This is a genomic window from Nocardioides sp. SRI_004 (assembly GCF_057586415.1).
Window position 1 is genome coordinate 156,380 of record NZ_JBYCZV010000001.1, and the last position, 19,366, is coordinate 175,745.

Below are 19,366 nucleotides of genomic sequence, written 5' to 3' on the forward strand. Positions count from 1 at the left end.
CCCCATGCACGCACTCTCCGCACTCGCGCTCGCCTCGAGCGAGACGCACGTCCCGGTGGTCGCCCCCGCCGAGGCCGACGGTGTCCTCAACCTGCTCTGGCTGGTCATCGCGCTGCCCCTGGCCGGCGCGGCCGTCCTGCTGCTGCTGGGCAACCGGCGCAGCCAGGGCTACGGCCACTGGATCGGCCTGGGCACCATCTCGGTGTCCTTCCTGCTCAGCCTGGTCTCGTTCGTCACGCTGCTCGGGCGCGACGAGGGCGACCGGCAGGTCGCGAAGCACCTGTGGACCTGGATGGAGGCCGGCCGTCTCGACGTCGGCTTCGACATCCTCTACGACCCGCTGTCGGCGCTCTTCCTGCTGCTGATCACCGGCGTCGGCTCGCTGATCCACCTCTATTCGGTGGGCTACATGGCGCACGACCCGCGCCGGTCGCGCTTCTTCGCCTATCTCAACCTCTTCGTCGCCGCGATGCTCACGCTCGTCCTCGCGGAGAACTACGTGGGGCTGTTCCTGGGCTGGGAGGGCGTCGGCCTGGCGTCGTACCTGCTCATCGGGTTCTGGCAGCACAAGCCCTCCGCGGCCGCTGCCGCCAAGAAGGCCTTCGTCATCAACCGCGTCGGTGACATGGGCCTGGGCCTGGCGATCTTCCTGATGTTCGCGACCTTCGGCACCACCAGCTTCAGCGGCATCAGCGCCCTGTCGAGCGGCGCGACCGAGACGACCCTCAACTGGATCGGCGTGCTCCTGCTCGTCGGTGCCTGCGGCAAGTCCGCGCAGGTCCCGCTGCAGGCCTGGCTGCTCGACGCGATGGAGGGCCCGACCCCGGTGTCGGCGCTGATCCACGCGGCGACCATGGTCACCGCCGGGGTCTACCTCGTGACCCGCTCCAACTTCATCTTCGAGCTGGCGCCGGCCGCGCAGACCGCCGTCGTCATCGTCGCCACCGTCACGCTCCTGTGGGGCGCGATCATCGGTTGTGCCAAGGACGACATCAAGAAGGGCCTCGCGGGCTCCACGATGAGCCAGATCGGCTACATGATGCTCGGCGCCGGCCTCGGCGTCGCCGGCTACGCCTTCGCGATCTTCCACCTGCTGACCCACGGCTTCTTCAAGGCCAACATGTTCCTGGGCGCCGGCTCGGTGATGCACGCGATGGACGACGACGTCGACATGCGCCACTACGGCGCGCTCAACAAGGCGCTGCCCGTCACCTTCGCGACCTTCGCCCTCGGCTTCCTCGCGATCATCGGCGTCCCGCCCTTCGCCGGCTTCTGGTCGAAGGACAAGATCATCGAGACCGCGCTGGTCGAGAACCCCGTCGTCGGCATCTGCGCCCTGCTGGGTGCCGGCATCACCGGCTTCTACATGACCCGGATGATGCTGATGACCTTCTTCACCCAGAAGCGGTGGGAGAAGGGCGTCCACCCGCACGAGAGCCCGAAGGTCATGACCATCCCGCTCATCGTGCTCGCGGCGCTGTCCGCCCTCGGCGGCCTGATGCTCGCCGGCAACTGGATCGTCGACTGGCTGAGCCCGGTCGTCGGCCACGCCGAGCACGAGGAGCCGCCGATCCCGGTCATCCTCATCACGCTCATCACCATCGCGGTGGTCGCCGCCGGCGTCGCGCTCGCCTGGTTCCTGGTCGGCAAGCAGGAGGTGCCGCGGGAGGCCCCGGCCGACGTGTCCTTCGCGACCAAGGCCGCCCGTGCCGACCTGTACGGCGACGCGATCAACGACACCCTCGTGGTCAACCCGGGCCTGGCGACCGTCCGCGGCTCCGTCGGCGCCGACCGCACCCTCGTCGACGGGCTGTTCACCGGGGGAGCGACGATCGTCGCCGGCACCGGTGAGCTGCTCCGGCGGCTGCAGAACGGCTACGTCCGCTCCTACGCGCTCGGCATCCTCGGTGGCGCCGTGCTCCTCGTCCTGACCCTGGTGGCGGTGAACTGATGCTGTCGTTCCTGATCTGGCTCCCGGTCGTCGGAGCGGCGGTGGTCGCGTTCGCGCCCCGCTCGCTCAGCAAGACGCTCGGGCTCGGCATCGCGCTGGCGACCCTGGTCGTCGCGGTCGTCGCCGCTGTCCAGTACGACGTCGACGGCGGCCGCCAGTTCGTCGAGGAGGTCGAGTGGATCGAGGCCTTCGGCGTCCACTACGCCCTCGGCCTCGACGGCCTCGGCCTGCTGATGGTCCTGCTGACCGTGCTCCTGGTGCCGCTCGTCCTCGGCGCCGAGTGGTTCAAGGCCGACGACCCCGCCGGCGGCGGCGCCCGCGCGTTCGTGGCCTGGGCGCTCGCGCTGGAGGGCCTCTCGCTCGCGGTGTTCTGCGCGACCGACGTCTTCCTCTTCTACGTCGTCTTCGAGGCCACCCTGATCCCGGCCTACTTCCTCGTCGGCAGCTTCGGCCGCGAGGGCCGGGGCGCGGCGGCGCTGAAGTTCCTGATGTTCCAGCTCGCCGGCGGCCTGATCCTGCTGGCGTCCGTGATCGGTCTCTACGTCGTCTCCTCGCAGGCCGGCGAGCCGTCGTACCTCCTCTCGGACCTGGAGAAGCTCGACATCGGCACGGAGGCCGGCCGCTGGCTGTTCTTCGGCTTCTTCATCGCGTTCGCGATCAAGGCGCCGCTGTTCCCGGTGCACACCTGGCTGGCCGACACCACCGAGAAGGCGACGCCCGGCACGGGCGTGCTGCTGGTCTGCATCCTCGACAAGATCGGCACCTTCGGGATGCTGCGCTTCTGCCTCGGGATCTTCCCGGAGGCCTCGCAGTGGGCGACCCCGTTCGTGATCACCCTGGCGCTGATCTCGGTGGTCTACGGCGCGCTGCTCGCCATCGGCCAGGACGACGTCTTCCGCCTGATCGGCCTGACCTCGCTCAGCCACTTCGGGCTGATCACGCTCGGCATCTTCACGATGAGCACCCAGGGCGGCACCGGCTCGATCCTCTACATGGTCAACCACGGCCTCGGCACGGCGGCGCTCTTCCTCGTCGCGGGCTACCTCTACGACCGGCGCGGCACCTCGCTGATCAGCGAGATGGGCGGCATCGAGAAGGTCGCCCCGGTCCTGGCCGGGCTCTTCCTGGTCGCCGGCCTCGCCACGCTCGGCCTGCCGGGCCTCTCGCCGTTCGTCAGCGAGTTCATGGTGCTGCTCGCCGCCTTCGGCTACGCCTGGTACGTCGGCGCGATCGCCATCACCGCCGTGGTGCTGGCCGCGATCTACGTGCTGTGGATGTACCAGCGCACCATGACCGGGCCGACGCCGGCCGACGTGGAGGGCACCGCGGACCTCGGCCTGCGCGAGATCGCAGCCGTCGCCCCGCTGGTCGTGGCGCTGGTGTTCCTCGGCTTCTACCCGGCCCCGCTGACCGACGTCAGCAACCCCACCGTCGGTGAGCTCCTGCACGAGCAGGTGGGCGTCGACGACGACCCGCCGACGGTGGATCCGACCGATGTCGAGCACGACGAGCAGGAAGCGGAGGCGCACTGATGGAGTTCGTGAAGCCCGAGCTCGAGTACGCCGAGCTCCTGCCGCTGCTGATCGTCCTCGGCGCCGCGTGCGTGGGCGTCCTGTTCGAGGCGCTCCTGCCGCGCGACCTTCGCCGCCTGCCCCAGGTGGCGCTCAGCCTCGCCGCCCTGATCTCCGCCCTGGTCGCCACGATCCTCGTCGGGGCCGACCTCGACGAGCACACCGGCATCGCCGGCGCCGAGGGCAAGGGCCTCGTCGGCGCGATGGGCTCGGTCGTCGTCGACGGCCCGACCGTCTACCTCTGGGGCCTGCTGCTCGTCTTCGCCATCGGCGGGGTCGCGCTCTTCGCCGAGCGTCGCCTCGAGGGCGGGGTCTCGGCGTTCACCGGCCAGGCGGCCGCGCTGCCCGGCACGGACACCGAGCGCGACGCGTCGACCCGCGGGCTCGAGCACACCGAGGTCTACCCGCTGCTGCTCTTCGCGGTCGGCGGCATGCTGCTCTTCCCGGCCTCGGGCGACCTGCTGACGATGTTCGTCGCGCTCGAGGTCCTCTCGCTGCCGCTCTACCTGCTCTGCGGGCTCGCCCGCCGGCGCCGCCTGCTGAGCCAGGAGGCGGCCATGAAGTACTTCCTGCTCGGCGCCTTCGCCTCCGGCTTCTTCCTGTACGGCGCCGCGCTGGTCTACGGCTACGCCGGGTCGGTCACCTTCGCCGGGATCAACGAGGCGGTCCGTGCGGGCGGGGCCAACCACGGCCTCCTGCTCGCCGGCATCGCGCTGCTCTCGGTCGGCCTGCTGTTCAAGGTCGGTGCCGCCCCGTTCCAGGCCTGGACGCCGGACGTCTACCAGGGCGCCCCGACTGCGGTCACCGCGTTCATGGCCGCCGGCACGAAGGTCGCCGCCTTCGGCGCCCTGCTGCGCCTGCTCTACGTCGCGTTCGGCGGCGAGCGCTGGAGCTGGCAGCCGATGCTGTGGGTCGTCGCGATCGCGTCGATGGTGCTGGGCGCCGCGCTGGCCGTCGTACAGAACGACGTCAAGCGGATGCTGGCCTACTCCTCCGTCGCGCACACCGGCTTCCTGCTCGTGGGCGTGCTGGGCGTGCAGAGCGCGGGCGACCTGGCCGAGGGCCAGTACACCTCGCTCGAGGGCGTGCTGTTCTACCTCACGACCTACGGCTTCGCGATGATCGGCTCGTTCGCGGTCGTCACCCTGGTGCGCGACGCGGGCGGCGAGGCGACCCACTACGACCGCTGGGCCGGGCTGGGCAAGCGCTCGCCGCTGGTGGCCGGTGCCTTCGCCTTCTTCCTGCTGTCGATGGCGGGCATCCCGCTGACTGCCGGCTTCATCGGCAAGTGGGCGGTCTTCACCTCGGCGATGTCCGCCGGCGCCTGGCCGATCGTGCTCGTGGCGATCGCGTCGAGCATCGTCGCGATCACCTTCTACGTGCGCCACATCCGGCTGATGTTCTTCACCGAGGCGCACCCGGACGGTGGTGGCGCGGTCACGACGCCGTCGCTGCTGACCTCGGTGACCGTCGTCGTCTGCCTCGCGGCGACCCTCGTCCTCGGCGTGGTGCCGGGCCCGGTTCTCGAGCTGGTCACCCATACGGGAGACTTCATCAGGTGACGAGTGCTCCATCGCCCGCTGAGCTGGCCCTCCCGATCCTCGACGAGGCGCTGGCCGAGCGTCTGCGCGGCCGGATGGCCACGGTCGAGGACGCCCTCTACGCCCACGCGTCCAGCCGGGCGCCGTACGTCACCGAGGCGGCGCGGCACCTGCTCGCCGCCGGTGGCAAGCGGTTCCGCCCGCTGCTGGTGCTGCTGGCGGCCGAGGCCGGGCCGCGCCCCGACGCCGACGAGGTGCTCACCGCGGCGTGCGTCGTGGAGATCACCCACGTGGGCTCGCTCTACCACGACGACGTGATGGACGAGGCGGAGCTGCGTCGCGGCGAGGACTCCGCCAACGCGCGCTACGACAACCTGGTCGCGATCCTCACGGGCGACTGGCTCTTCGCGAAGTCGTCGGAGCTCACCGCCCAGCTCGGCCCCGAGGCCGTCCGGATCCAGGCGGAGACCTTCACCCGGCTGGTCGAGGGCCAGATCCTCGAGACGGTGAAGCCGGGCCCCGACGAGGACGCGCTCGCCCACTACCTCGAGGTCGTCGCCGGCAAGACCGGCTCGCTGATCGCGACGTCGGCCCACTACGGCGCGCTCTTCTCGGGTGCCGCCCCCGAGGTCGTCGCCGCCCTCACCGCGTACGGCGAGCTGGTCGGCACCGCCTTCCAGCTCTCCGACGACATCCTCGACATCGCCTCGGAGAGCGAGGAGTCCGGCAAGACGCCGGGCACCGACCTCAAGGAGGGCGTGCCCACGCTGCCGGTGCTCATCGCCCGTGCCTCGACGGACCCGGCCGACGCCCGGCTGCTGGAGCTGCTCGACCCCGAGCGCTCCGACCTGGCAGGTGACGCCGAGCTGCACGCCGAGGCGCTGGACCTGCTGCGCAAGCACCCGGCGATGGCGGAGGCCCAGGCCTACGTCGTCGCCCGTGCGCAGGAGGCCAAGCGGTTGCTCGAGGTGCTTCCCGAGGGCTCGGTGCGGAGCGCCCTCGAGGCGTTCGCGGACGTGGTGGCGGTCCGCTCCGCCTGAGCTGCGCGGCGCCGCCCGGCACAGGCTGATCGGCGACGCCTTCCATGGGCTCGGCCGTTCCGTCTCGGCGTACCCTCGGCAATCTGTACCAAGTCAGTTAAGTTTGATTGTCATGAGCACGATGGCCACCAACCAGGACCTCGACCCGGTCGCGCTGCGACAGGCGTTCGGGGTCTTCCCGACCGGGGTGGTCGCGCTCGCTGCCGAGATCGACGACGAGCCGGTCGGCCTCGCCGCCAGCTCGTTCACCTCGGTCAGCCTCGATCCACCCCTGGTCTCCGTCTCGGTCGCGCGCACGTCGAAGACGTGGCCCGACCTCCGCCGGGCGCGCCACTTCGGCGTGACCGTGCTGGCCGACCACCACGGAGCCGTCTGTCGCCAGCTGTCCGGGCCCGTCGGCGAGCGCTTCGCCGGCATCGACGTCACCGTCACCGACGAAGGAGCGGTCACCCTCGACGAGGGCCTGGTCCGCTTCTCCTGCTCGCTCTACCGCGAGGTCGACGCCGGCGACCACGTCATCGTCCTGCTGCAGGTCCACGCGGTCGAGCACGGCGCCGAGGACGACGCCGGCCACCCCCTCGTCTTCCACCGCAGCGGCTTCGGCCGCCTCGAGCGGAGCGCCTGACCAGGCGGCTCCCCCCTCGATCGCCTCGTGCGGCAGCGACGTGCACCCCGTCCGCTGCCGCACGAGGCCTCCATGCACGGGTTTCCCCCGGTGCGCCACGGGGCAGGAGGCCCGGCGCACGCACCGTTGATTCGATCTCGAGGGGGATCACCCATGCGCATGACCCGTTTCGCCACCGCTCTTCTCGCCGTCGTCATCGCGACGATCGTCGGCCTCACCGCCACCACCGACGCCCGCGCCGCGGCGCCGGTCGCCGAGAAGGCCCTGCCGCGGCACACCGTCGCCAACCTGCGGACCTTCGAGTCCGCTCGCGACGGCATCTTCTACACCAAGGGCAATGTGACCTCGCAGCCCGGCATCCGCGTCTGGCTGCAGGCCCACAAGAACGGTGGCCGCCCCGGCTACCAGGGCGTGACCTCGGTGGTCTCCGCCCGCACCAACGGCGCCTTCTCCATCCGCTTCGTCGGCCGGTGCAACACGACGTACCGGATCGTGCTGAAGCCGACGGTGAACTACACCTACCTGGTGCGCCAGCTCGGCACGGTCACCTGCAGCTGACCTCGCGCGACCTGCTTCAGACGGCGGACGCCTCGGCCACCAGGCCGAGCGTCCGCCGTCTGTGCTGCAGGGCCTCGAACGTGAAGACCGCGAGTGCCAGCCAGACCAGCGCGAAGCCGACCCAGCGGCCCGGGGGCATGTGCTCGCCGAGGACGGTGATGCCGAGCAGGAACTGCAGGACCGGCGCGAGGTACTGCAAGAGCCCCAGCGTCGTCATCGAGACGCGGGTGGCCGCAGCGCCGAAGCAGAGGAGGGGGACGGCCGTCACGACGCCGCTCGCGACCAGCAGCGCCACGTGGCCCGCGCCCTCGCCGGTGAAGTGGCCATCGCCGGTGCTGCCGAGCCACACCAGGTAGGCGAGGGCGAACGGCGCGATCACCGCCGTCTCGAAGGCCAGGCTCTCGAAGGTGCCGACGCCGGCCGACTTCTTCGCCAGGCCGTAGGTGCCGAAGGAGAAGGCGAGCACGAGCGCCACGACGGGCGGGCGTCCGTAGTCGACGGTCAGCACGGCCACCGCGACGAACCCGAGCCCGAGCGCCCACCACTGCGCGGGCCGCAGCCGTTCACCGAGCACGAGGACCCCCATCAGCACCGTCACCAGCGGGTTGATGAAGTAGCCCAGCGACGTCTCGACCACCCGGTCGTTGTTGACGCCGTAGATGTAGGTGCCCCAGTTGGACGTGATCGTGATCGCGGCGACCACCAGCAGCAGCGTCGTACGACGGTCGCGGAGGATGTCGCGCAGGGCGGCACCCCGGCGCAGCGCCACGACGAGCACACCCATGACGACCACGGACCACACGATCCGGTGGGCCAGGATCTCGACCGGCCCGCTCGGCTCCAGCAGTGGCCAGTAGAGCGGGAACGCACCCCACAGCACGTAGGCGGTGACGCCGAGCAGGAATCCCCGTCGTGCGTCAGCCACCCGGCGAGGTTAGCCCTCCGTGAAGAGACCTCACCAATCGAACCGTTCGTCGAGGAGGTCGCGCAGCGACCGTCACGTTCCGTCGTTCGTCGAGGAGGTCGCGCAGCGACCCTCACGTTCCGTCGTTCGTCGAGGAGGTCGCGCAGCGACCGTCACGTTCCGTCGTTCGTCGAGGAGGTCGCGCAGCGACCGTCACGAGACGCCTCGCTCCGGTGCACCTGCTGTGCCGTTGCCATCTCGCCGCGCAACAGGCTCCGGGCTCGTGACGCGCCATGCCCTCGCTTGCTTCGCTGCGCGAGTGCGTCGGCGCTCCTCGACCTCCTCGCTGATCAGCGACCGTGCTCGTTCCTCGCACGGTCGCTGCGCTCGGACCTCAGTCGATGGTCCAGGTGTCGCCGGCGTTGATGAGCGCGGTGAGGCGCTCCTCCGGCGAGCCCTGGGCGGCGACCGCCTCGGACGCGGTGGCGACCTGGGCGCGGGCCTGGTCGTCATACGTCGGGCGCTCGACCTGGCGGAAGATGCCGATCGGGCTGCGGTTGAGGTAGCCCGCGTCGGTCAGCCGCGAGATCGCGAAGGCGGTCGACGGGTCGGGGTTCTGTGCGTCGTGGACGATGATCGCCTCGGCTGCGACGGAGGCGGTGTCGGCGACCTCGACGGCACCGCCGGCGCCGCGCACGAGGGCCTTGTCGCCGAGCCCGGTCGCCTCGTCGCGCACGCCGAAGGTGATCGGCTGGTCGTGGGTGAGCGGGATCAGCGCGTGGGCGTTGTCGCGGTCCTTGATCGCGTCGAACGCACCGTCGTTGAAGATCGGGCAGTTCTGGTAGATCTCGACGAACGACGTGCCGCGGTGGGCAGCGGCAGCGGCGAGCACCGCCGTGAGGTGCTTGCGGTCGGAGTCGATGGTCCGCGCGACGAAGGACGCCTCGGCGCCCAGCGCGAGGGAGACCGGGTTGAACGGGTGGTCGAGCGAGCCCACCGGGGTGGACTTGGTGACCTTGCCGACCTCGGAGGTGGGGGAGTACTGGCCCTTGGTGAGGCCGTAGATCCGGTTGTTGAACAGCAGGATCGTCATGTTCACGTTGCGGCGCAGGGCGTGGATCAGGTGGTTGCCGCCGATGGACAGCGCGTCGCCGTCACCGGTGACGACCCACACCGAGAGGTCCTCGCGGGCCGTGGCGATGCCGGTCGCGATCGACGGCGCGCGGCCGTGGATCGAGTGCATGCCGAAGGTGTCGAGGTAGTACGGGAAGCGCGAGCTGCAGCCGATGCCCGAGACGAAGACGATGTTCTCGCGGCGCAGGCCCAGGTCCGGCAGGAAGGACTGCACGGCCTTGAGCACGGCGTAGTCACCGCAGCCGGGGCACCAGCGGACCTCCTGGTCGGAGGAGAAGTCCTTCGCGGTCTGGGTCTCGCCCTCGGCCAGGGTCGGGACGAGCGCGGTGCCCCCCGAATGAACAGTGGGCATGGGGAGATCGGCGCTTGTCGTAGGGGTGCTCATCGGAGCGGAGCCTCCTCGTGGTCGGCAGGAAGGTTGAGGCCGTGCTCGCCGAGGTCGACCTCGCGGCCCTCGGCCTCGCCGACGAGCACGCCGATGGCCTCGGCGAGCTCGGCGGCCTTGAGCGGCAGCCCGTAGACGTGGTTGTAGCCCTGGGCGTCGACGAGGTACTCGGCGCGCAGCATCTTGCTCAGCTGGCCGAGGTTCATCTCGGGGACGAGGACCTTGTCGTAGCCCTTGAGGATCTCGCCGAGGTCCTTCGGGAACGGGTTGAGGTGGCGCAGGTGGACCTGCGCGACGTCGTACCCGGCGCGGCGGACGCGGCGGCACGCGGCACCGATCGGTCCGTACGTCGACCCCCAGCCGATCACGAGGACCTTGGCCTCGCCGGACGGGTCGTCGACCTCGAGCGGCGGGAGGGAGTCGGCGATGCGCTGCACCTTCTCCTGGCGGATCCGGACCATCTTGTCGTGGTTGGCCGGGTCGTAGGAGATGTTGCCGTGGCCCTCGCCCTTCTCGAGGCCGCCGATGCGGTGCTCGAGACCGGCGGTGCCGGGGACGGCCCACGGGCGGGCGAGCGTCTCGGGGTCGCGCAGGTAGGGCCAGAAGTCCTTCGTGCCATCGCCCTTGTCGTGGTTGGCCTCGGTGGCGAAGTCGGCCTCGATCACCGGCAGCTCGTCGACGGACGGGATCGCCCACGGCTCGGAGCCGTTGGCGAGGTAGCCGTCGGAGAGCAGGAAGACGGGCGTGCGGTAGGTGACCGCGATCCGGGCGGCCTCGACGGCGGCGGCGAAGCAGTCGCCGGGCGACTGCGGCGCCACGATCGGAACCGGCGCCTCGCCGTTGCGGCCGTACATGGCCTGGAGCAGGTCGGCCTGCTCGGTCTTGGTCGGCAGGCCGGTCGAGGGGCCGCCGCGCTGGACGTTGACGACGACCAGCGGCAGCTCGGTCATCACGGCCAGGCCGATCGCCTCGGACTTGAGCGCGATGCCGGGGCCCGAGGTGGTGGTGATCGCGAGCTGCCCGGCGAACGAGGCGCCGATCGCGGCGCCGATGCCGGCGATCTCGTCCTCGGCCTGCAGCGTGGTGACGCCGAAGGCCTTGTGCTTCGAGAGCTCGTGCAGGATGTCGGAGGCCGGGGTGATCGGGTAGGACCCGAGGAACACCGGCAGCTTGGACCGGACGCCCGCGGCGACGAGGCCGTAGGACAGGGCCAGGTTGCCGGTGATGTTGCGGTAGGTGCCCGCGTGCATCTTGGCGGGCTTGATCTCGTACTGGACGACGAAGGTCTCGGTGGTCTCGCCGTAGTTCCAGCCGGCCTTGAAGGCGGCGATGTTGGCGCCGAGGATGTCGGCGACCTTGGCGAACTTCTTCTCGAGGAAGGCGATCGTCGGCTCGGTCGGGCGGCCGTACATCCACGACAGCAGGCCCAGGGCGAACATGTTCTTCGCGCGGGCGGCGTCCTTGCGGGAGAGGCCGAACTCCTTGACCGCCTCGACCGTGATGCCGGTCAGGTCGACGGGCTGGACCTGGAAGCCGGCGAGGATGTCGTCGACCTCGCCCAGCTTGTCGAGCGGGTTGGAGGAGTAGCCCGCCTTGTCCAGGTTGCGCTTGGTGAAGTCGTGGGTGTCGACGATGATCGTCGCGCCCTTCGGCAGGTCGCCCAGGTTGGCCTTGAGGGCGGCAGGGTTCATCGCGACCAGCACGTCGGGCCGGTCGCCCGCGGTGAGGATGTCGTGGTCGGCGAAGTGGATCTGGAACGAGCTGACACCCGGGATCGTGCCCTGGGGCGCCCGGATCTCGGCCGGGAAGTTCGGCAGCGTCACCAGGTCGTTGCCGAAGACGGCCGACTCCTGGGTGAACCGGTCACCGGTCAGCTGCATGCCATCACCGGAGTCACCCGCGAACCGGATGATCACCCGGTCCAGCTGCTTGACCTGCTTGGTCTGGCTCACGTTCGGTCCAACTCTCTCGCACGACGGTCGCGGCGCCCGCGCCGTCCCGATGCCGACGGCGGGCGCTGCTGATTCTACGGCCAAATCTAGAACGCGTTCCACTTTTGGTGGACACCTGTCCAGTTCGGCCGGGCGGACCCCGCGGTCCGCGACCTCCCCACGATAGACGGCCGACTGCGACCGACCCATCCGGCGCCGCCAGATGGGCGGCCCGAGGGGCCGTGGGTGACGTGACCTGCGCCACTCCGGGGTGGCCTCTGTCTCAAAGTGTGTCGAGTAACTCGCCAATGTGTATTATTCCACTCGAATTTAGTGCGACCTTGCAGGGTGCGAGGCGTGACAGACCGGGACAGCAAGGAATGGGTGCAATGAAGCGAGTGATCAAGGCGGCAGCCCTGGCAGTGACGGGCGCTCTGGCGCTGACGGCCTGCGCCAGCGCTGACGGTGGCAGTGACGACGCGGGCAAGACGATCAACATCGTCGGCTTCGCCGTTCCCGAGGCGGCCAACAAGGCCGCTGCCGAGAAGTTCAACGAGACCGACGCCGGCAAGGACGTCACCTTCTCCGGTTCGTACGGCGCCTCCGGCGACCAGAGCCGCAAGGTCGTCGACACCAAGGGCAAGGACACCGACTACGTCGTGTTCTCGCTCGAGCCCGACATGACCCGCCTGGTGGACGCCGGCCTCGTCGCCGAGGACTGGAACCAGGGCGAGAACAAGGGCATCGTCTCGAGCTCCGTCGCGGTCATCGCCACCGAGGCCGGCAACCCGCTCGGCATCAAGGACTGGGACGACCTGACCCGCCCCGACGTCAAGATCGTCACCCCCGACCCGGCCAGCTCCGGCTCGGCGAAGTGGAACATCCTCGCCCTCTACACCTACGCGAAGTCGACCGGCGCGACCGAGGCCCAGGCCGACGAGTTCCTCAAGAAGGTCTTCAAGAACGTCACCACCTGGGCCGCCAGCGGCCGTGAGGCGACCGAGGCGTTCAAGAAGGGCGTCGGCAACGTGCTGCTGACCTACGAGAACGAGGCCATCCTGGCCAAGCAGAACGGCGAGGACCTCGACTACATCGTCCCGGACCACACCTTCAAGATCGAGAACCCGGGCGCCGTCCTGAAGGACGCCGCTCCCGTCGCCACCGACTGGCTCGACTTCATCCTCAGCGACGAGGGCCAGCTCGCCTTCGTCTCCAAGGGCTTCCGCCCCGTGACCGACGTCGACATCGCCGGTGTCGAGGTCGACGGTGCCAACGACCCGGCCAACCCGTTCCCGGCGGTCAAGGACCTCAGCACGGCCGCGGACCTCGGTGGCTGGTCGGCCATCAACAAGGAGTGGTTCGGCAAGGACGGCGAGAAGCTGCGCTTCGACAAGCTGTACGCCGAAGCCACGAAGCAGTGACCGACACGCTCGTGTCACCCGCAGGGCCGGCTCCGTCACGGGGCCGGCCCTCGGGCCGTGGAAAGGGCAGCTCCGGCCGCTTTCCGCTGACCCCCGCCTCGGGCATCGGCCTGGGCGTGGCGCTGGTGTGGTTCAGCATCCTGGTGCTGATCCCGCTGGCGGCGGTGGTCGGCGCGGCTGCGGCCGGGGGGTGGTCGAACTTCTGGGACACGCTGACCGATGCCCAGACCTTCGCCGCCCTGAGGCTGACGGTGGTCGAGGCGCTCCTGGTGACCCTCGCCAACGCCGTGATCGGCACGGTCGTGGCCTGGGTGCTGGTCCGTGACCAGTTCTTCGGCAAGCGGATCCTCGACGTCGTCATCGACATCCCGTTCGCGCTCCCGACGATCGTCGCCGGCCTCATCCTGCTCAGCCTGTGGGGGCCGGACAGCCCGGTCGGCGTCAACATCGTGAACACCCGGCAGGGCATCTTCCTGGCGCTGCTGTTCGTGACGTTGCCGTTCGTCGTCCGCACCGTCCAGCCCGTGCTGATCGAGCTGGACGCGGACGTCGAGGAGGCGGCGGCGTCGCTGGGTGCCTCGCGGTTCACGACCTTCCGCCGGATCATCCTGCCGAGCCTGGTGCCGGCGATCGCGGCCGGTTCGTCGCTGGGCTTCGCCCGTGCGATCAGCGAGTTCGGCTCGCTGGTGCTGATCTCGGGCAACACGCCGTACGAGACCGAGGTCGCGTCGCTGAAGATCCTGAAGTTCCTCGAGGGTGACAACCAGGACGGCGCCGCTGCGGTCGCCGTCCTGCTGCTCATCGTCGCCGTGGTGACGATCGTGGCCCTGGACGTGATCTCGCGAAGGGTGGCGCGCCGTGGCTGACACCCGACAGATCCGGGCCCGCCGGGGCCCCGTCGCCTACGCGCTGCGCGTGTTCGTGATCGTCTACCTCACGGTGCTGGTCATCTGGCCGCTCTACGAGGTCGGCAAGCAGACGTTCGCGCCGACCAAGAAGGGGGCGGAGGCCGGGTTCGGTGCGTTCATGGACCGGCTCACCGACCCCTCGGTGACCTACGCCTTCAACCTGACCGGGACCGTGGCGTTCTGGGCCGTGGTGATCAACACCGTCTTCGGTGTGGGCATCTCGCTGCTCATCGTGCGCTACCAGTTCCCCGGTCGGCGGATCCTGTCCGTGCTCGTGGACCTGCCGATGTCGGTCTCGCCGGTCGTCGTCGGCCTCGCGCTGGTGCTGGCCTACAGCACCGGCAAGGGCTGGTTCGGGGAGGCGCTGGAGTCGATCGGCTTCTTCGTCATCGGTACGACGCCGGGGCTGATCATGGCCACCGCCTTCGTCAGCCTGCCGCTGGTGATCCGCGAGATCGTCCCCGTCCTGGAGGAGATCGGCACCGACGCCGAGATGGCCGCCAGCAGCCTCGGGGCCAGCGGCTGGCAGACCTTCCGGCGGATCACCCTGCCGAGCATCAAGTGGGCCGTGATCTACGGCGTGGTGCTCAGCATGGCCCGCTCGCTCGGGGAGTTCGGCGCGGTGAAGATCGTCAGCCCGGGCGCCGAGCGCCGGGGCGAGACCGCCACCCTCCTCATCCAGAACCGCTACACCAACTACGAGGAGCCCACGGCGTACGCCGCCGCGTTCGTGCTCGTGCTCGCCTCCGTGCTCGCCCTCGTCGTCGTGTCCCTGATCCGCAAGGAGGATCACGCATGAGCATCGAAGTAAGGGGTGTCGGCAAGCGCTACGGCGACTTCGTCGCCCTCGACGACATCAACGTCTCCCTGCCCACCGGCCAGCTCACCGCCCTGCTCGGGCCGAGCGGTGGCGGCAAGTCGACCCTGCTGCGGATCATCGCCGGCCTGGAGAGCGCCGACGGCGGCTCGGTGGAGATCGAGGGCGTCGACGCGACCAAGCTCCCGCCGCAGAAGCGCAACGTCGGCTTCGTCTTCCAGCACTACGCCGTCTTCAAGCACATGACGGTCGCGAAGAACGTCGCCTTCGGGCTCGAGATCCGCAAGCGGCCCAAGGCCGAGGTGAAGGCGAAGGTCGCCGAGCTCCTGGAGCTGGTGCACCTCTCGCAGTTCGCGCACCGGCTGCCCTCGCAGCTCTCCGGTGGCCAGCGCCAGCGCCTCGCCCTGGCCCGCGCCCTCGCGGTCGAGCCGTCGGTGCTGCTGCTGGACGAGCCGTTCGGTGCCCTCGACGCGAAGGTCCGCAAGGAGCTGCGCGACTGGCTGCGCCGGCTGCACGACGAGGTCCACGTGACGACCGTGTTCGTCACCCACGACCAGGAGGAGGCCCTCGAGGTCGCCGACGAGATCGTCGTCATCAACGAGGGCCGGATCGAGCAGATCGGCACGCCCGACCAGCTGTACGACGAGCCGGCCAACGACTTCGTCATGGGCTTCCTCGGCGAGGTGACCCAGCTGGGTGGCGTGCGACTGCGGCCGCACGACATCGACCTGGCCACCACCCCCGGTGCCCCGGACGCGGTCGCCGGCCGGGTCGTCCGGGCGCTGCGGGTGGGCTTCGAGGTCCGCTTCACCGTGGACGTCGAGGGCCAGGCCGAGCCGACGCTCGTCGTCCTGTCCCGCACGCACGCGCGAGCGCTGGACCTCGACGTGGGCGCGCAGGTGTGGCTGCGGCCGACGACCGGTGCGACCTCGGTGCCGGTGCTGGGGTCCCCGGCCACGAAGGCGCTGGCCTGATCGACGCGTCGGTGGGGGGGTGCGGGCCTGGTCCCGCGCCCCCCACTGCCCGTCTCCTAGTCTGGGACCCGTGAGCTATCTCCGGGCGACCAGGATCGTGTGCTGGCTGCTCGGCGCCGCGTTCGTGGTGTCGGTCGTCCACTACGTCGACAACTACGTCAACTACGACGACTACCCGGTCCAGCCGGCCGACTCGGCGCTGCCGACGGTCACCAAGGACCTGGTGGCGATCAGCTGGTTCGTGTTCACCGCACTGGGCGGCATCGGGCTGCTGCTGTGGTTCCGCCGCCACATCACCACCTCGGCGGTCTTCCTGACCGCCTACTCCGTCTCCGGCCTCATCGGCATCGGCCACTACACCGTGGCCGGCGCTACCGACATGGTCTGGTGGCGCCAGACGCACGTCGTCCTCGACATCGCCTGCGGCGCGGCGGTCCTGGGCTTCGCGCTGTGGGCGGCCCGCAACTCCAGCGAGCTCATCCCGCCGGCTGCGAAGACCCCGGCGAGCGCTCCTCAGCGCGACGCTTGAGCCCCTCCGCGTGCCGCCGGAAGCCGTCGGCCACGCGCCCCGGCCCGGCCAGCCGCACCAGCGGGCCGCGGAACTCCTCGACCGTCTCGTACGACGTCGGGCCGCCGGGTCGCTGCGTGAGGGCCTGGTGGCGCACGCCGCGCACCAGCCCCAGTCGTGACGGCAGGCCCTCGTAGACGTAGGACATCCGCGCGGTCGTCGTACCGGAGGCGTCGGTGGTGGGGCCCTCGAGCGCGGTGATCCGCTCGGGGGAGCGGGTGCGGGAGCCGTTGGCCCACACCACGTGGAGCACGATCGGGTTGCCGACGGCCGCCGGCTGCGCGGTCTCCGCGCGCTCAACGAAGGGGTTCCACTCGCCGTAGCGCTCCGTGTCGAGCATGATCGCCCAGACCTGGTCGAGCGGGGCGTCGATGTCGATGCTGGCCGACGGGTTCATGGCGCGATCATGCCGGACGAGGGGCCGGTACGGTCGGGGCATGGTGGTCGTCCACGAGACCGTGGCCTCACGGGTCCTGCTCGGCGCGGGTGCCCGGCACTCCGTCCCCGAGGAGGTCCAGCGGCTCGGTGCGACCCGGGTCCTCCTCGTCGCGACCGGGTCGGCCCGCGCGGCCCGCGACGAGCTCGAGGCGGCGCTGGGGGAGCGGGCGGTGGCCCGCTTCGACGGCGCCGTGGTGCACACGCCCGTCGCCGTGACCGGGCAGGCGATGGCCGTCGTCGAGGAGGCCGCCGCCGACGCCGTGGTGACGATCGGCGGCGGGTCGGCGATCGGGCTGGGCAAGGCGATCGTCGCCCGCGCCGGCATCCCGCACCTGGCGCTGCCGACGACCTACGCCGGCTCGGAGGTCACGCCCGTCCTCGGCGAGACGACCGACGGCGTGAAGCAGACCCGCCGCGACCCGGCGCTGCTCCCCGGCACCGTCGTGTACGACGTCGAGCTGACCCTGCGGATGCCCTTCGGCCTGACCCTGACCAGTGCCGTCAACGCCCTCGCGCACGCGGTGGAGGCGCTCTGGGCGCCGGATGCGACGCCGGTCAGCGACGCCCTCGCCACGGAGGCCTCCCGGCTGCTCCTGGAGGCGCTCCCGACGGTGCTCGGCGACCCCGCCGGCCTCCCGGCGAGGACCGCGCTGCAGGAGGGCGCCTGGCTCGCGGGCACCTGCCTGGCCACGGCGCGGATGGGCCTGCACCACCAGCTCGCGCACGCCCTCGGCGGCACCTTCGACCTGCCGCACGCCGAGCTGCACACGATGCTGCTGGCGCACGTGCTGCGCCACAACCTGCCACACGCCCCGACCGCCGCCCACCGGCTGCGCGCGATCACCGGGGACGACCCCGTCGCGGCGGTCGCCGCGCTGGCGGCGGCGTACGACGGGCCGCGGCGGCTGCGCGACCTCGGGGTGCCCGCCGACGGCCTGGCCGCGGTCGCGGAGCGGGTCGCCGCGGCGCCGTACCCGAACCCGGGTCCGACGGACGCGGCCTCGGTCGAGGCGGTGCTCCGCGCCGCCTGGTGAGGCTGCGTGGGGCCCGGGCTCAGCCGGCGCGCTGGGCGTAGGTGTTGGCGAGCCCCGCGATGTCGTTCACGTAGGCGTCGGAGTGGTTGAAGCTGAAGACCGCCCGGCGCCAGGCGGCGGCACCGGTGAGCTCGCCGCTGTGGCACAGGTAGCGGCCCGCGGCGAGGGCCGCGTCGTCGATCTGGTTGGGGTCGGCGACGCCGTCGCCGTTGGCGTCGGCGGCCCAGGTCTCCCACGTCGAGGGGATGAACTGCAGTGGACCGACCGCACGGTCCCACCGCGTGTCACCGTCGAGGGAGCCGCCGTCGGTGTCGTGGACCGCGCCGAACGCACCGCCGTCGAGGGCCGGGCCGCGGATGGCCGGCCGCGGCAGGCCGTCGGCGCCCAGCACCGAGCCGTTGACCGACCCGTGGCGCGACTCGACGCCGCCGAGCGCGGCGATGGTGTTCCACGCGACCTTGCAGTCCGGCTGCTCGGCGGCGACCTGCAGGTGCGCCCGCGCGTACGCCGCCAGCGCCCGGACCGGGATCTGGGTGCGGGCGGCCGTCGTCTCCAGCCAGGTGGGGTCGGGCAGGTAGGGGTCGGCGACCGGGGCGTCCGCCTGCTGCTGGGCGCCACCGACGGTGGCGGCCGCGGTGGGCGCGGCCGTCTCCGTCGTGGGTGGCTGGGGCAGCGGGCCGCCCTGCCCGGCGTACGCGACGGCGACGGCCAGGCCGATGAGCACCGCCAGCCCGGCCGCCACGACGCCGATCGCCGCGGCGAGTCCGCGATGGTGGGTCACCGACGCAGTGTGCCTGATGGAAGGTCAGGGGACGTAGCCGGCGGCGACGAGCTCGGCTGCGAAGTCGTCAAGGGTCTCGCGGTTGCGGTCGATGAACCTCGGACGCGATCTCTGCAGCTCCTTGCGCAGGGTCGAGAAGTAGTCCTGGGCGCAATCCGCGTAGAAGACGCCGAGATCCAACAGCCTCGATTCGCTGGCACCACCGGCGTTCTCGTCGTTGACCTGCTTGAGGTAGTCGTTGACCGGGTCTGCGACGGAGATCTTCGAGCCGGACTTCTCGCTCAGGCATCGGGCCAGACCGGGCTTCTTGTCCTGCACCGCTGCGGACTGCTCGGCGGACAGGACCACCTCGTACCAGGAGTCCGACGCCTGGCGCCACCCGGCGTAGTGCGGGAGGTCCGGCTCCAGGTCTGTGCAGTCGGCGTCGAGACCCTCGAGGCGCTTGTCCTCGTCCTCGACGGCGTCCTGCTCGAAGAACCCCTTCTCGCGGATGAGGTCGAGGTCGGCGAACCTGCTCTGATCCTCGCGGTTGTAGGTGCCGTCGACGGCACCGGGCTCGCCGCCGCACTCCTCGATCCCGAGGTTGCGCGTGAACTGCAGGACGCGCATGGCACGGCGCATCTGGCCTCCGGGCATCTCGAAGGCAGCGGAGATGACGTCTTGGAGCACCTGCGGCTCCACCGTGGCAGGAAGCGTTCCCAGGGTCCGCGACGGCTCCGAGCTGCCGGGCTCTCCATCTTCAGTGGAGTTGCAGGCGGTGCACGCCGCCAGAGCGGCGAGGAGAG

18 protein-coding genes are annotated in these 19,366 nt (G+C 70.7%); 12 read left to right on the forward strand and 6 right to left on the reverse strand.

The genetic code is table 11. From position 1 onward, the window contains the following. The first annotated feature begins 4 nt into the window (after positions 1 to 4). The 6 genes from nuoL to AC2YHB_RS00840 all read left to right on the forward strand — a co-directional run bounded on the left by nuoL (position 5) and on the right by AC2YHB_RS00840 (position 7,286). Positions 5 to 1,951 carry an NADH-quinone oxidoreductase subunit L gene (gene nuoL / locus AC2YHB_RS00815; protein ID WP_179649179.1) on the forward strand — a complete coding sequence of 649 codons (1,947 nt, stop codon included), beginning with the start codon at positions 5 to 7 and terminating at the stop codon, positions 1,949 to 1,951. Beyond that, complete coding sequence (locus AC2YHB_RS00820; protein WP_036550218.1) at positions 1,951 to 3,483, forward strand: NADH-quinone oxidoreductase subunit M; 1,533 nt, start codon at positions 1,951 to 1,953, stop codon at positions 3,481 to 3,483. Before nuoL ends, AC2YHB_RS00820 begins: the two co-directional genes overlap by 1 nt. Next, entirely contained in the window at positions 3,483 to 5,084 is a 1,602-nt protein-coding gene (nuoN, locus tag AC2YHB_RS00825) for an NADH-quinone oxidoreductase subunit NuoN (RefSeq protein WP_179649181.1), read from the forward strand. Before AC2YHB_RS00820 ends, nuoN begins: the two co-directional genes overlap by 1 nt. Continuing rightward, positions 5,081 to 6,103: a polyprenyl synthetase family protein gene (locus tag AC2YHB_RS00830; protein ID WP_308645564.1), complete on the forward strand. Its 1,023-nt coding sequence runs from the start codon at positions 5,081 to 5,083 to the stop codon at positions 6,101 to 6,103. The genes nuoN and AC2YHB_RS00830 overlap by 4 nt, the downstream gene beginning before the upstream one ends. 112 nt (positions 6,104 to 6,215) lie before the next feature. Further along, on the forward strand, positions 6,216 to 6,728 hold the full coding sequence (locus tag AC2YHB_RS00835; RefSeq protein WP_036550222.1) for a flavin reductase family protein: 513 nt from the start codon (positions 6,216 to 6,218) through the stop codon (positions 6,726 to 6,728). Between the two features lie 153 nt (positions 6,729 to 6,881). Next, positions 6,882 to 7,286, forward strand: coding sequence for a hypothetical protein (locus AC2YHB_RS00840; RefSeq protein WP_036550223.1), 405 nt, complete (start codon positions 6,882 to 6,884; stop codon positions 7,284 to 7,286). A gap of 16 nt (positions 7,287 to 7,302) precedes the next feature. Here AC2YHB_RS00840 and rarD read toward each other — a convergent pair whose 3' ends face one another. The 3 genes from rarD to AC2YHB_RS00855 form a co-directional block, all read right to left on the reverse strand. After that, positions 7,303 to 8,211 carry an EamA family transporter RarD gene (rarD, locus tag AC2YHB_RS00845; RefSeq protein WP_179649183.1) on the reverse strand — a complete coding sequence of 303 codons (909 nt, stop codon included), beginning with the start codon at positions 8,209 to 8,211 and terminating at the stop codon, positions 7,303 to 7,305. Between the two features lie 373 nt (positions 8,212 to 8,584). Continuing rightward, positions 8,585 to 9,709 (reverse strand): 2-oxoacid:ferredoxin oxidoreductase subunit beta, encoded by a 1,125-nt coding sequence (locus tag AC2YHB_RS00850; RefSeq protein ID WP_179649185.1) that lies wholly within the window; start codon positions 9,707 to 9,709, stop codon positions 8,585 to 8,587. Further along, positions 9,706 to 11,712, reverse strand: a complete 2,007-nt coding sequence (locus AC2YHB_RS00855) for a 2-oxoacid:acceptor oxidoreductase subunit alpha (protein WP_051932948.1) — start codon at positions 11,710 to 11,712, stop codon at positions 9,706 to 9,708. The genes AC2YHB_RS00850 and AC2YHB_RS00855 overlap by 4 nt, the downstream gene beginning before the upstream one ends. 317 nt (positions 11,713 to 12,029) lie before the next feature. Here AC2YHB_RS00855 and AC2YHB_RS00860 point away from each other — a divergent pair, with 317 nt between their 5' ends. The 5 genes from AC2YHB_RS00860 (at position 12,030) to AC2YHB_RS00880 (ending at position 16,289) form a co-directional block, all read left to right on the forward strand. Then, on the forward strand, positions 12,030 to 13,061 hold the full coding sequence (locus tag AC2YHB_RS00860) for an extracellular solute-binding protein (protein WP_036550231.1): 1,032 nt from the start codon (positions 12,030 to 12,032) through the stop codon (positions 13,059 to 13,061). Then, entirely contained in the window at positions 13,058 to 13,927 is an 870-nt protein-coding gene (gene cysT, locus AC2YHB_RS00865) for a sulfate ABC transporter permease subunit CysT (protein ID WP_036550233.1), read from the forward strand. Before AC2YHB_RS00860 ends, cysT begins: the two co-directional genes overlap by 4 nt. Continuing rightward, positions 13,920 to 14,768: a sulfate ABC transporter permease gene (locus AC2YHB_RS00870; RefSeq protein WP_036550239.1), complete on the forward strand. Its 849-nt coding sequence runs from the start codon at positions 13,920 to 13,922 to the stop codon at positions 14,766 to 14,768. The genes cysT and AC2YHB_RS00870 overlap by 8 nt, the downstream gene beginning before the upstream one ends. Then, a complete protein-coding gene (locus AC2YHB_RS00875) occupies positions 14,765 to 15,760 on the forward strand; it encodes a sulfate/molybdate ABC transporter ATP-binding protein (RefSeq protein ID WP_179649187.1) in 996 nt (331 codons plus the stop codon). The genes AC2YHB_RS00870 and AC2YHB_RS00875 overlap by 4 nt, the downstream gene beginning before the upstream one ends. Before the next feature lie 70 nt (positions 15,761 to 15,830). Beyond that, positions 15,831 to 16,289 carry a hypothetical protein gene (locus AC2YHB_RS00880; protein WP_036550244.1) on the forward strand — a complete coding sequence of 153 codons (459 nt, stop codon included), beginning with the start codon at positions 15,831 to 15,833 and terminating at the stop codon, positions 16,287 to 16,289. On the opposite strand, the gene AC2YHB_RS00885 is transcribed toward AC2YHB_RS00880, so the two are convergent. After that, the gene (locus tag AC2YHB_RS00885; protein WP_179649189.1) at positions 16,237 to 16,725 is read right to left on the reverse strand and encodes an SRPBCC domain-containing protein; all 489 of its coding nucleotides are present in this window, start codon (positions 16,723 to 16,725) and stop codon (positions 16,237 to 16,239) included. The two genes, AC2YHB_RS00880 and AC2YHB_RS00885, sit on opposite strands and share 53 nt — an antisense overlap. Positions 16,726 to 16,765: 40 nt before the next feature. On the opposite strand from AC2YHB_RS00885, the gene AC2YHB_RS00890 reads away from it, so the two are divergent. After that, positions 16,766 to 17,800: a maleylacetate reductase gene (locus AC2YHB_RS00890; RefSeq protein WP_218864694.1), complete on the forward strand. Its 1,035-nt coding sequence runs from the start codon at positions 16,766 to 16,768 to the stop codon at positions 17,798 to 17,800. 19 nt (positions 17,801 to 17,819) lie between these two features. Here the strand turns inward: AC2YHB_RS00890 and AC2YHB_RS00895 are convergent, their stop codons facing one another. Continuing rightward, positions 17,820 to 18,581, reverse strand: a complete 762-nt coding sequence (locus AC2YHB_RS00895) for a lytic transglycosylase domain-containing protein (protein WP_308645565.1) — start codon at positions 18,579 to 18,581, stop codon at positions 17,820 to 17,822. 24 nt (positions 18,582 to 18,605) lie between these two features. Beyond that, positions 18,606 to 19,250 carry a hypothetical protein gene (locus tag AC2YHB_RS00900; RefSeq protein ID WP_179649191.1) on the reverse strand — a complete coding sequence of 215 codons (645 nt, stop codon included), beginning with the start codon at positions 19,248 to 19,250 and terminating at the stop codon, positions 18,606 to 18,608. Between the last annotated feature and the right edge of the window lie 116 nt (positions 19,251 to 19,366).